This window comes from Candidatus Poribacteria bacterium (assembly GCA_026706025.1).
Taxonomy (GTDB): Bacteria; Poribacteria; WGA-4E; order WGA-4E; family WGA-3G; genus WGA-3G.
This window is the reverse complement of sequence record JAPOZO010000087.1, coordinates 1-13743: the sequence shown is the minus strand read 5'-3', so window position 1 is coordinate 13743 and position 13743 is coordinate 1. Positions and strand designations below refer to the sequence as shown.

Sequence of the window (13743 nt, the reverse complement as noted above, 5' to 3'; positions counted from 1 at the left end):
ACATGAAAGACTTTCTGAAATTCAAAAAGATGATCACACCAATTATCATTCCAATACTGTTTTGGGTCGGTGCCATTATCTGTGTCATTGCCGGAATTGTCTTTATTGCTATGGGAGCTACGGACAACTTTGGTGCTGATGGAGGTGAAATGGTACTTATGGGATTTTGTTACCTCTTTCTCGGTCCAATTGCCATACGTTTCTACTGTGAGTTCTTGATAATCCTATTTTCCGTTAACGATAAACTGACAGATATTAAAGATTTGTTGAAACACCAGCAAGATAACGATAATCAGAGCAATTTGTCAGAAGAATAAACTGGCTTAAAATTAAGGTTCGTGAAGGGCGCGCTTACAAAGCGCGCCTATTCGCGCTGAGGAACCGCTCAATATCGAAAGCAGCGTTGAGACAATCACGCCAGAAAAGTGACCCCACCAGATGCCTCTCTGCCTTGCCAAACTGAACCTATCGGATAGATGTGCTTTTCGATGAAGTCCGGGTACATCTCAAGTCCCCAACCGGGTGCTGTCGGTGTAACATAGGCACCGTCACGAACTTCGATGGGGTGTAGGAAAACATCCTCTTGCAGGAAATTGAGGTATTCAACCACCTGTGTATCCGAATGTGCAGCGACACAAATTTGATCCCAGATGGCATAGTGTTGAATCATATTGCATAACCCGATGCCGCCACCGTGTGGACAGACAGGGACACCATACTTTGCCGCCATTAAGATGACCCCTAACACATCGTTGACGCCTCCGAGCCGTGTTGCATCAATCTGACAATACTGGATCGCCCCGCTCGTGATTAACTGTTTGAAGATAACAGGGGATGGCACCTGTTCTCCCGTAGCGACACCGATGCCGTGCTTCTCTAAGGCACGCGATATTTTTACGAAGCCGAGCACATCATCGCGTGCTGTGGGTTCCTCAATCCATGTCGGCTTGAACACTGCCAATTCTTCCATATAGGCGATGGCTTCATTAACACCCCAAATCTGGTTTGCATCCAACATCAAACGTGCCTCTGAGCCGATCGCCTCGCGTATGAAGGCGAGCCGTTTCTTGTCAAATTCCAAATCCTGTCCGACCTTCATTTTGAAGCAGTCGAGTCCGGCTGCTTTCACTTGATTTACGGTCTCAATAATTTGCTCATCCGTTAAACCGAGCCACCCCGCTGTGGAATACGCCTTCGGTCCCTGTTGATGGAGTTTCTGTTCACGGACTTCTCGACTGTCCCAGTGTTTGCTAAGTATCTCTGCTGCTTCATCAGGGGTCAGGGCATCGCGTAGATACCGCCAATCGATGGACTGCACAATTTTCTCCGGTGGCAAATCGACCAGCAATTTCCAAAGCGGTTTATCAATTAGTTTCGCCCAGACATCCCACATCGCATTGACAATACTCCCGATTGCCATCCGATTGACACCATCTGCGAGCCAGCGTAACTGGTGATGGTCTATGAGCAGTCTGTGAAAGGCACCCGGATCATCAACGAAAGTGTCCACCTCCATCCCAATTACGAGTTGTGCGAGGTCTTCAACCCCGTAAGCGATCCAATCGTTTCCAGCACCAGCAGTGAAGGCGACTGAAATACCGAGATGCCCAGTATCTGTTTCTATTGTTGTTAGCACTGCGGAATAGTTAGGCTTCTTATGGAACGGATCGGAACCGAGTAGCGTATCCGATGTCGGAACTCGTAAATCAACAACGTTAACCTTTTGAATTTTGCCCGATATTTTCATACTTAACTTGACTCCTTTTTCCCCAAAGTATATAATGAATTGACATGAAAATCTACACTAAATTTGGTGATTCTGGGGAAACCGCGCTTTACGGTGGGACAAGAGTCGGAAAAGACGCTCCCCGAATTGAAGCGATCGGGACTGTTGATGAACTGAACGCTTACATCGGCTATGCGCAAACACTCGTTGATGATACAGACCTCTCCGATCTGATGGCGCAAATCCAAAATCACCTCTTCGCGGTCGGTGCAGATTTAGCAACGCCTGCGACACACACAAAAGCTGCTGAATTCCGCATATCAGCGAATTTCACAACAGCGATGGAAACCGCGATAGACACACTTTCAGAGGAACTTCCGCCACTGACAAACTTTATTCTACCCGGTGGATGCACTGCCGGTGCTATTTTACATATTGCCCGCGTTGTCTGTCGCCGAAGCGAACGGTGTGTTGTGCGCCTTGCACGCGAAGAAGATGTTAATCCTGAGATAATTCGGAGTTTGAACAGGCTTTCGGATCTTCTGTTTGTTCTCGCTCGAGTAGTGAATTTCCGAGCGAACACTTCGGAACCGATTTGGGAGTCCCAATCAGATGCTTGAAAAAGCGGAGGTATTAAGATGTTGTATTATGGCAAGGTTTTCAAATCACGCGAACTGAAAATCATAACTGGACTCTTAATAACCCAAGTTGCCATCTTTAGTAGTACAACCTGTTTCGCTTGAACATCTTGGCGATTTCCCTCACTCTGAAACCATACACAAACTATAATTTGATTTATGCATCAAATTTGTGTATAATTGATTATCTACACCATGACTATTTAGCTATAAATCTCTTATCGATAAATTTTCATGTTTATAAACTTTTGCTCAGTGACAACTTAGGTTTATCTAACTTTTTAGGACTCCTAAACGTAAGAACAACTTAATTCTTGAGGAGAACACCTTAATTAAGATTCTTTCAGGACTTACGCACCGTCCTTGTTGGAGAGGTTTGAAACCACGTCCAGCGGCTTGCAGGCTGTCGGTTCTTATCAGAAAATTGTGTAAGTTCTATTCTTTCTTAAGACACAATCAGACTATGCATAATCAGAGTAAAATTAGTTTTTTGTTTTACACATTTACATTATTCATATGCTTCAATTCCTTTTTTTTAAACAATACCGATGCCCAAACCGATAATGAACCGCCCACGGCACCTGAATTCAATTTCACCTATGAGAGCATTGATGTGCCAGGTGTAGATTTTTTAGCGTTGACAGCGAGTAGCGACTTTGAGGATTACGCTGGCTACACGAGAAGTCCCGATGGTGACAAAATGGTCGGTTTTACACTCATAGATGGCGTTTTTACGACATACGATTTCCCCGGTTCACAGAACACTTACTTCTATGCGTTTGGCAATAATGGGTTAGCTGCGGGACACTACAAAGATAGTGATGGTCTGTATCACGGTGTTATCTTAGAAGATGGTGAATTGCGGCAATATGATTTTCCGGGTGCCGTTGAAACGGAGATATACGGTTACAGTGATTCGAAGGGCGTATTGACGGGTAATTTTATAGATGCGTCTGGTGTTCGCCGTGGATTCTCGGGAGACCTAATAGTTGAGGTCCCTGAGGCAACGGCAACTTATGCTGATTTTGTGAACGCAAGTGGTGCTATTACAGGAAGTTACATAGACGCTGATGGTCTATATTATCCATACGTTCGCACCTCAAATGGCACATTTGTATTTCATGACTATCTGGATTCATCAACGCTGGAATACTTTTTTGTGCACGGTATCACTGATACAAGAATTATCGTTGCGCGCGCTAAAGCGATAGGGGGTATTCCGCGCTCCTATGCCGGTACATCCCAGCAAGGATTATCTGAATTACAGTTTCCAGGCAGCATTAGCACGGAGGGTTGGAATATCAACCAGGATGGTTCTGTCGTCGGGTACCACGATTTAGCAGATGGACGTAGACACGGGTTTATCGCCAGACCCACTGAGGAAACTGCTGCGCAATTCAGAAATATAGCGTATCCTCCACCCCCTGAATTCACTTACACTTATGAGAGTATTGATGTTCCGAATGTAGATTTTTTAGCGTTGACAGCGAGTAGCGACTTTGAGGGTTACGCTGGCTACACGAAAAGTCCCGATGGTGACAAAATGGTCGGCTTTACACTCATAGATGGCGTTTTTACGACATACGATTTCCCCGGTTCACAGAACACTTACTTCTATGCGTTTGGCAATAATGGGTTAGCTGCGGGACACTACAAAGATAGTGATGGTCTGTATCACGGTGTTATCTTAGAAGATGGTGAATTGCGGCAATATGATTTTCCGGGTGCCGTTGAAACGGAGATATACGGTTACAGTGATTCGAAGGGCGTATTGACGGGTAATTTTATAGATGCGTCTGGTGTTCGCCGTGGATTCTCGGGAGACCTAATAGTTGAGGTCCCTGAGGCAACGGCAACTTATGCTGATTTTGTGAATGCGGCAGGTTCTATCATAGGCAGCTACGTAGATGCTGACGGTCTATATCATGCCTACGCGCGTACCTCAAGTGGCAGGTTTATAACTCTGGACTATCTGGAACCCTCCAGCCTGGAATACTTTTTTCTGCACGGTATTAACGATGCAGAGGGAAGGGGGGTGTTTGTGGTTGCCCGAGCCAAAGCGGCGGGGGACCTCCCGCGCTCCTATGTCGGCTCATACCTATATGGACTACATGAATTGCAGTTTCCGGGCAGCATTAGCACAGAAGGTTGGAATATCAATCAGGATAGTTCTGTCGTGGGACACTATGACTCGCCAGATGGACGCAGACACGGGTTCATCGCCAGACTCGATACCAAGGAAGTGCAGGACCGTTTTAGTAACGCCTACACCGTCAAACTGTCTAAAGGTTTGAACATGCTTTCTGTGCCATTGACCTCCCCAACACCGATGCGGGCCAAGGAACTTGTCGCTTTGACAGGTGCAACAACCATCATCACGCTTGATGCGACAAAACAGCAGTTTGTGGCATGGACACCCGGCGCACCTGACGACGGGTTTTCAATTGAAGGCGGAAAAGGCTATATCGTCAATGTCCCAGAAACTCGCAACTTTGCATTTGTCGGAGCACCTTGGACAAATCAAACGGAGGCGGCTCCTACGGCACCATCCGCCATATCCGCGGAGATGTCCCAAGAAGCGTGGGCGTTCGTTGTTAGTGGTAGGGTTGGGGAACCCAACCCCTACAAAGGTAAAACGGTGTTTGATGGCTACAAGGTCATCGTCCGGAACCTGAGAACCAACAGCACGATAACCGCTGCTGTGCAAGGGGATTACTTCGCCGCTGCGACTGCCGACTTGACACGGCAGAGCGTCATCAAAGTTGGAGATGTCATTGAATTACGTGTCATCGGTCCGAGTGGAAACTATGAATCACAGACCCTTCGCTTTAAAGTGTCCCCTGAGCACTTGGCAAACGCTGTTTTGTCCGTCAATCTTGATGGTATTGGTCAACCGACACAGAATCTCCTGTTGCAGAACTATCCAAATCCGTTTAACCCGGAGACATGGATTCCATATCAACTCTCGGAAGACAGTCTGGTATCGGTCTCCATTTACGATACAACCGGTCAGTTGGTTCGCACACTCTCGCTGGGTTTTCAATCCGCTGGCTTCTATAACAGTCAAGGGCGTGCTGCGTATTGGGATGGACGTAATGCGCTTGGGGAACGCGTTGCGAGTGGTATCTATTTTTACCGATTGATGACTCCCTCTTTTCAGCAGACCCGACGACTCGTCATTGTAAAGTAGGGTCCATCCGTATAGAACTTGCAAATGTCCCAGTTATATAGGATGGTGTGTTAGACTTGAGAGGATGATGTATTAGTTTTGAAAAATTCTTACACTTTATGTGTTATATTTTTTACGAAGGAGAATAAACTATGAATTTGAAATTCACAAGCCTCTTTTTGATAGTTCTCATCGCGCTCGTCGCACTCGCTGGCTGTGAGAGAGCACAAGATATGGTTGCAGATACTATACCGTCAGCGGAAGCCACCATGGATGACGCTATGACTGATATGGAAAAGGTGCCAGTAAGTTTAGTCTGGTTAGTCGACTACCCAGAGGGCGAGAAGGAGATTTATCTGGAGTGGATTGCGTCCGTTGCACCGATACTGAAAGCCCCGGCAGAAGTCAATCGGATAAGATCTTACGACAATCTTGAGGAGACGACTCCACATCGGTTTGTTGAGTTTGCATTTGACAGTTTTGTTGATGCGATGACCTATATGAACCGTCCAGAGATTGCTGCCGTTTTTGAAGATCTTCCCAACCACGCAACTCAAGTGAGCGCACACACGTTTATTGAGCGTTCTGACTACGCGAAAACTGAGTTAGACGATTGGCCAATTAAAGGTATTATTTTTGTTGACTATCCCCTTGGTGGGAAAGCAGCATATCTGGAATGGGTTGCTTCCATTTCTTCTGCCTTGGTCGGGCCCGCTCAAGTGAAGGCGGTATCCTCTTACGACAACTATAATGGCGAATCTCCACATCGGCTTGTTACGTTGGAGTTTGCGAGCCAAGAGGATATCGAGGTTTATGAACAATTGGAAGCTATAATGGCTATTGAGGCTGAACTTGATGTCCAAGCAGGCAGCTGGGTGCTACATACATTTGAATTACGATCAGATTACATCAAAGAATAGTGCTTCGTAGTTGTCTTTTTTTTCGAGGCGCGCTTTCCGAGCGCGCCTCTTTTTTCTTACATCTCACCGGGCAGGTCCTGGGCCGTTGTATTCCCTACCGAACGACAGACTGTGCGGCTCTTCAAAGGGTCGGAATGGCACCATATCCGCGATTTCCTGAAGCCGTTCTAATACCTCCGAGGGTAAGGGCCCCGCTTCAACCGCACGGACATTCTGTTCGACTTCCGCTACAGACCGAGCACCCACCAACACCGTAGAAATATCAGGATTGGATATAACCATACGGATACCTGCCTCTGGCAGCGAGAGTTCGACTTCATCCAAAAACTGGTAGAGTGCCTTGAACTGTTCCTGACGCGGACGGCTAAGCCACCATGCCCCGGTTTCTACTTCGGCGTGACGGCGGGACAATGCCCCCTGTTGTAAGGGAGCACCGATGACAATTCCCATATTCTGTCGTTTTGCTTCTGGAAAGATAGAAATTGCCGATTCACGCCAGAGTAGACTATAATTCTGTGCTGCCAGCACCACATCGTAGACACCTGTTGCCATAATTGCGGGGAGTTGATGTGCGGTTGTGCCACCTAATCCGGTGAAACGGACAATTCCTTCCGCTTTGAGTTCCGCCAACAGTTCACAGACCGGTCCATCAAATGTCTCGTGGCTTGTCCACCAATCATATTGTCCGGGGCGATCCGGTTCATGCACCATCAAAATATCGATGGTATCCCGTTTCAGCAAACGCAGACTCTCTTCAACCGATTGTCGTAGGAGTTGTTTATCCTTCGGATCGAAAGGTTGTGGTCTACCACCGATTTTCGTGGAGAGATAATGCGGTTGCAACACACCATCCAAAGCTTCTCCAACGACCTCTTCACTGTTCCCGTAGCTTGGTGCGGTATCGACGTAGTTGACCCCGAGTTCCAAAGCACGTCGGATAGCATTATGTCCGTCAGCGCGGTTCCTACCACCAGCCGTTGAGACAAAGAGTCCGCCCATTCCTAAGACGCTCACTTCAATCCCTGTTCGTCCTAAAATTCGTTTTTCCACAGCTGCTCCTCTGGTTATATTTGTAAAGTTGGTATTCTAATAAAACCGAGTTTACAATAAATTCTACCGAGGGTCAACACTAAAATCAGTCGCTATTGCAACAAGAATTTTACTCCATCGCTCCGGCAACCACGACAAGGTCAAGAATATTAACAACACCATCACTGTTAACATCCGCTGTATCTCCTACTCCGACAGGTCCAAGCCGAGCCGCAACAAACGTTAAATCGTCAATATTGACACTGCCATCGCCGTTGACATCTGTCGGTATTTTGAGCGGTTTAATTACGCAAGATCCCCCAATGCTAAAATCCAAACGTTCACCATTACTGTTTACGATACTTACCTCAGATAACGCTATAGTAGAAGATTTGCTGTCGATGACTTCATAAGTGAGGGTTGTCAAGGTGCCATCGCCCGTATTACCTCCTGTGAGAGAAGACGCAATAAGTGACACGCTATTCATATTCACACTCGGAGAAACAACAAACGCATCACAAGACAAGTAATCTCCATTGGTACTGGAAACAAACCGCAGGGCAGTTGCATCGAAGTCTACTGTGAGTTGATAACCAACGACATCCTTACCACCGATAATGTTAACGTTAAGGGTGAACTGTTCACCAACTATAGACGATTCCACCAATGTGGGAGTCATGTGAACACGAGGTTTGATCTCAGCATCGGGTGTGACATGCCATAGAAGGATTGATCCGTCTGCACTTGCACTCGCCAACGTTGTGCCATCGGGTGAGAATGCTACCGCATTCACATCCCCTGTATGTCCATTGCGCGTGTCTCGGTTCTCGCCGGTACCGACATCCCATAAATAAATTGAAGAACGTAGACCCCAATTCCGACTCGCACTTGCTAAAGTACTACCATTGGGTGAAAACGCAAGCGCGTTAACTATCAGCGCACCGATATGTCCGGTGATGAGTTTCAGACGTTTTCCGGTGTGGGCATCCCACAACCGAAGCGTTGCACTACCACCACTGACGAGGATGCTACCATCAGGAGAAAAGGCGAGGGTTCTGCTGGAATCTCCATACCATGTGAGTGTATGTAGATGTTCACCGCTATGTGCGTCTCTTAACCAGATACCTTCTAAACCGCTACTGGCGAGCGTTTTACCGTCCGGTGAGAACGCTATGTCAAAGGTCCAACGCCCGTTATTGCGAAACGTTTCCTGTAACTGTCCAGTGCGCACATCCCATAAACGGACCGTATAATCACTCCCACCACTGGCAAGTCTCTTTCCGTCTGGCGAAAATGCGACAGCAAGGACAGCATCCGTATGATCTGTAAGTGTATTTACGCATTTTCCGGTGTTCAGATCCCATAGGCAGATTGTGTCATCACTACTCCCGCTCGCGAGCATACTCCCATCAGGCGAAAAGGCAATAGAATTAATTCCTGCTGTATGCCCAGTAAGCACATTTAGATGCTGTCCTGTTTCTGGGTCCCACAAGTTGATCGTGTCATTATCATCCCCACTTGCGAGCAATACACCATCGGGAGAAAAGGATACCGTTCTCATCTCATCCGTAAACCCAGTGAGCGTCTTTAGACGCTGCCCGGTGTGTGAATTCCAAAATTGAACGCTGCGCCAATTTCCGCTTGCAAGCGTCCTGCCATCTGGAGAAAACGCGACGAAATTACCATTTCCGGTGAGCGTTTCACGGAGGTTTCCAGTGTGCGGATCCCAGAGTTGGATGCTCTGTGAATTTCCGGTGACAAGTGTATTTCCGTCCGGAGAAAACGCAATGGAAAGTACCGATCCACCAGAACCGAATGTATCTCGCGGTTCCCCAGTCTGAAAATCCCACAATCGAATTGTCTCATTCTTCCAATCGCCAGCACTTGCGATCATTTTCTGATCTGGGGAAAATGCTACGGCACGCCCGCTAAGTGTATCTCGCGGTTCTCCAGTCTGAAAATCCCACAACCGGATGGTGTGGCTACGACTCTCGCCACTCGTAGCAAAGGTATTGCCATCTGGAGAAAACACTATTTTCTCAATGTTGTATGTGGACTTTGTGATAATCCGTTGAAGTTGTCCAGTGTGTGGATTCCACAACCGAATTGTCTCATCATCCCCCGCACTCACAAGTGTGCGCCCGTCTGGCGAAAATGCCACAGCAGTAACAGCCCGGGTGTGTCCGAGTAACGTCCGCCGAATGTCGCCTATGCGAACATCCCACAACCGAATAGTGTTGTCTGAACCTCCACTCGCGAGTGTTGCACCATCGGGCGAGAATGCAACGGTATTAACGCGGTTTGTGTGCCCGGTGAGGAGTGTGAATTCTTGGTAGGTATGTGCATCGTGAATCCACACCCCGACTGAACTCGCAACGGCGAACCAAGCACCATCTGGAGAAAACGCAAGATCGGTTATCTGTCCTTTTCCGAGACGCGCTTTAGCACCTTCAGGGAGTCCTATTCGCGTCCAATCTTGGGCGAAACTATTGACCAGAAGTAGAGCAACACTGAAAATTAAAGTGATGATTAAAAACAGCGTTTTTTTCACGCGGTCACTTCCTTATTAACATTTTCCGAGTGCAAGTGAAATTCCCGACTGTTAGTGTGTAGAGATAGATACCACTTGCTACAGGTTCACCGAGATCATTCCTGCCATCCCAATACGCCGCACGACTTCGGTGCTGATAGAGTCCTGCAGGCTGATGTCCCAACGCTAAAGTCCTCACTACGTTTCCGTTCGCCGCACAGATAGTAATTGTGACCGCCGCAGACTCCGCTAAGTGGTAAGGTATCCATGTCTCAGGGTTGAACGGATTCGGGTAATTCGGTAACAGCACTGTTTCTGTAGGAATCCAAAGATGGAAGGTTAGTGGTGAAAGAAGGTGTTCAAGCACCAGAACACCCCTTTGAAAGGTCGGGTCTGTTGCTACGGATGTGTTGTAATTATCCGTTGCGTTTACCGCTTCCGTAAGCCATTCCCGGACATCCACTACTGAGAGAACCTCACTCCTAAAGGCTGAGGGGCCACCTATTACTGCGTTTATCATACCTGCCACCAGAACCAGATCAACAATATCAACGACTTCGTCGCCATTAACATCCGCAGCATGCTGCTCGGTCTGCCCTAAATGTGAGGCAACGAACACGACATCGTGGAGGTCTACTACACCATCACCGTTGACATCTTCGGATATTTCGACGGGGCCTGTCTCAGACCCGGTTCCCCATAGGAGAATCGTGCCGTCACAGCTGGCACTGGCAAGGAGTCCACCATCCGGTGAGAATGCCAAATCTGTAATATCTTCTACGTGTCCGACGAGTGTCTCAAAAGGTTGGAGTGTCTCCGTATCTAAAAGTTGTATCCGATTGTTCTGCCATCCACTCCACCCGACCGCAAGGGTGCTACCATCGGGAGAAAATGCAACAGAGGTGACATAATCTGGATACTGCAATACTGCCTTACGTTCTCCAGTATGCGGGTCCCATAAGCGGAGCGTCTGATCATAACTACCGCTCGCAAGTGTTTTGCCATCGGGAGAAAACGCAACAGAAGAAACAGATTCTGTGTGTTGTGTCGTAAGGCTGTAACGACGTTGCGCAGTCGGGATATCCCAAAAAATAATCTCGGAATCTCCACTACTACTCACAAGCGTTTTACCATCCGGTGAAAATGCCAAACAAGTTAGTAAACCGTGATATTCTTTCAAAATATGGCGAAGTTCACCGGTGTGGACATCCCACAAACCTATTGTTCCAATGATACTGTCCCCTCCATACGCGTTTGCAAGCAGCTGTCCATCTGGCGAAAATGCCACAGCAGGGCCACCGCCTCTAAGCGTAGCGATGTGGTGACCGGTTTTAGCATTCCACAATCGGAGCCGACTGTCGTAACCGCCACTGGCAATCAATTTTCCATCCGGTGAAAACACGACGGTTTGAACGTAATCGATGTGGTCTACAAAGTGTTCCACGTGTTCTCCGGTACGGGCATACCACAATTGGAGCAGGTCGCCTTCCGTATTCCATAGGTGAATCAATCCTCGGCTGGCACTCGCGATGGTTTCACCATCCGGCGAAAATGCAACAGTATTGACTGAATTGGAATGCTCCCCAAAGGTCTTATGGAGTTTTCCGGTGGAGGTATCCCATAACCGGAGGGTCCAATCCCAGCTTGCACTGGCAATCGTTTTTCCGTCTGGCGAAAACACAACAGTAGTAACAAGCGCAGCATGTCCGTCAATAATCTCTTTAAGCTGTTTCGTGAAGGTATCCCATAACCATATCTGATTGGCTGTTGCGCTTACTAATGTCTTCCCGTCGGGTGAAAACGCAATAGCATTGATTTTTTCTGGAAATCGAGCGGGTCCTTTAAGAATAGCGAATATCCTGCCTATGTGCACATCCCACAAGTGAATTGTTCCATCACTGCTACCGCTTGCCAATGTTCTGCCATCCGGCGAAAACACAACGGAATTAACGTCGTCTCGGTGTTCGTCAAGTAGACACTTAAGTTCCCCAGTTTGTATATCCCATAACCGAATCGTGTTATCCTCACTTCCACTCACAAGAGTTTTCCCGTCCGCTGAGAACGAAAGGGCGAAGGTCCAACTCGTGTGTCCAAAGAGAGTATCTCGAAGTTGCCGATTTGCTACGCTCCATAACCGAATCGGATAGTCGGGGCCTCCGCCACTACTGGCAAGAACTGTCCCATCTGGTGAAAACGCAAGGGCTAAAATCTCCTCGTATCCGTCAAAGGTGCCACGAAGTTCTCCAGTATCTATATTCCATAATCGAATGATATGGTTTGGCGAATAGCCGCTACTGGCTAAGGTGCTGCCATCTGGCGAGAATGCGATCGCCTCAACGTAATCCGGAACTTCAGAGAGGAGGTTAAGTTCAGCATCGGTAGATGTGTCATAGAGCCACACTCCTATAGAAGTCGCTACGGCAAGTCGAGTGCCATCTGGAGAATACTTGACATCATTTACATACCCTTTGCCAAAGCGCGCAATCGCGCCCTCCGGTAGTCCAAGCCGCGTGTAATTCTGTGCGAAACTGTTCGGCAAAAAGCATATAGAAATCAGCAACAACGCGAAAATAAAAGATGTTTTCTGTTTCACACGTGGAGTGCCTCCTTTTCAAGTGATGAACGCTTATCATAACCGATGCAATTTATATGCCATACCTGAAACGCCAGAATATACCGCTGTTTCCAGTCCTAACACAGATAATCTGCACAAAAATGGGCAATCCCACTTTTACACTGCACGGTATAGGGCATTCACACGCCACAAATGCATAATATGTTTGACAAAGTCTGACCCATGTGCTAAATTGACTCTCAATGACTATTGAGACTATTTCACAGTTAAATTTGAAACCTGTAGATAATAGGAGAGTCAACGTATGAGCGATCTACAGTTACAACAGTACCTCTTTGATGTACAAGGCTACCTCGTCATCGAAAATGTCTTGAATCCAGACGAACTCGCAGCCCTCAATGAACGAATTGACGCGCAACAATTGCCCACACCCGGAAAGGTCCAAAGATTTGGGAGCGCACCAGATGGCTCCGGTTTTCTGCAGTGGGGGAAACCGTTTTGCAATCTGCTTGACCATCCGAAGATTATGCCGATACTTCAATTTCGGTTAGGTGACTGCTTTCGGCTCGATCGGATTTATGGCATGTATATGGAGAATGGTATGCCGAGGGGCGGGCTGCACGCTGACTACGGTGCGACATCGCCGACAGCCAAAGCACACCCCGGTGAATACTATTCATTCCGAGACAATGAGATCCACAACGGGTTCGTGGTTGTGACATGGAATCTCGCGGATACTGGCCCCGAACATGGCGGGTTTTGCTGTATTCCGGGCAGCCACAAAAGCAATTATAAGTTGCCACAACAGATAGCAGCTTCACCCGAAAATGCGCATTGTGTGGTCATTCCGAACGCCCCCGCAGGATCAGCAATTTTATTTACGGAGGCATTAACCCACGGCACCGCGGCGTGGAACGGAAAATACCAACGCCGGTCCTTACTCTATAAATATTGTGTCTCACACATCGCTTGGACTTCACGGCGCGTCGCAATACCAGAGGATATAGCATTAACGGAGCGTCAAAAGATCCTCTTCCGTGACCCCGCCGACCCATATCGCCATTTCCCATCACTCTTTGACGCAGCATAGTAGAAACAGAGGTAGAGACGAGCTCAGATATGCCAAATTTCACACAAGAACAGTTACAAAAGATCA

General features: G+C 47.7%; 9 protein-coding genes. 5 read left to right on the top strand and 4 right to left on the bottom strand.

Annotated elements, in window-relative coordinates; all coding sequences use genetic code 11:
• Positions 1-2 precede the first annotated feature (2 nt).
• A complete protein-coding gene (locus tag OXH00_21870) occupies positions 3-317 on the top strand; it encodes a DUF4282 domain-containing protein (protein ID MCY3743671.1) in 315 nt (104 codons plus the stop codon).
• A gap of 95 nt (positions 318-412) precedes the next feature.
• Here OXH00_21870 and OXH00_21865 read toward each other — a convergent pair whose 3' ends face one another.
• Entirely contained in the window at positions 413-1747 is a 1335-nt protein-coding gene (locus OXH00_21865; protein ID MCY3743670.1) for a mandelate racemase/muconate lactonizing enzyme domain-containing protein, read from the bottom strand.
• A 44-nt stretch (positions 1748-1791) separates the two neighbouring features.
• Between OXH00_21865 and OXH00_21860 the strand changes: the two genes are divergently transcribed.
• The 3 genes from OXH00_21860 (at position 1792) to OXH00_21850 (ending at position 6453) form a co-directional block, all read left to right on the top strand.
• A complete protein-coding gene (locus OXH00_21860) occupies positions 1792-2346 on the top strand; it encodes a cob(I)yrinic acid a,c-diamide adenosyltransferase (protein MCY3743669.1) in 555 nt (184 codons plus the stop codon).
• A 631-nt stretch (positions 2347-2977) separates the two neighbouring features.
• Positions 2978-5554, top strand: a complete 2577-nt coding sequence (locus OXH00_21855; protein ID MCY3743668.1) for a T9SS type A sorting domain-containing protein — start codon at positions 2978-2980, stop codon at positions 5552-5554.
• Positions 5555-5685: 131 nt separating this feature from the next.
• Entirely contained in the window at positions 5686-6453 is a 768-nt protein-coding gene (locus OXH00_21850) for a hypothetical protein (protein MCY3743667.1), read from the top strand.
• A 63-nt stretch (positions 6454-6516) separates the two neighbouring features.
• Here the strand turns inward: OXH00_21850 and OXH00_21845 are convergent, their stop codons facing one another.
• The 3 genes from OXH00_21845 to OXH00_21835 form a co-directional block, all read right to left on the bottom strand.
• Complete coding sequence (locus OXH00_21845; protein MCY3743666.1) at positions 6517-7503, bottom strand: aldo/keto reductase; 987 nt, start codon at positions 7501-7503, stop codon at positions 6517-6519.
• A gap of 109 nt (positions 7504-7612) precedes the next feature.
• On the bottom strand, positions 7613-10033 hold the full coding sequence (locus OXH00_21840; protein MCY3743665.1) for a cohesin domain-containing protein: 2421 nt from the start codon (positions 10031-10033) through the stop codon (positions 7613-7615).
• 4 nt (positions 10034-10037) lie between these two features.
• A complete protein-coding gene (locus OXH00_21835) occupies positions 10038-12605 on the bottom strand; it encodes a dockerin type I domain-containing protein (protein ID MCY3743664.1) in 2568 nt (855 codons plus the stop codon).
• 286 nt (positions 12606-12891) lie between these two features.
• Here OXH00_21835 and OXH00_21830 point away from each other — a divergent pair, with 286 nt between their 5' ends.
• Positions 12892-13677 carry a phytanoyl-CoA dioxygenase family protein gene (locus OXH00_21830; protein MCY3743663.1) on the top strand — a complete coding sequence of 262 codons (786 nt, stop codon included), beginning with the start codon at positions 12892-12894 and terminating at the stop codon, positions 13675-13677.
• Positions 13678-13743: the final 66 nt, after the last annotated feature.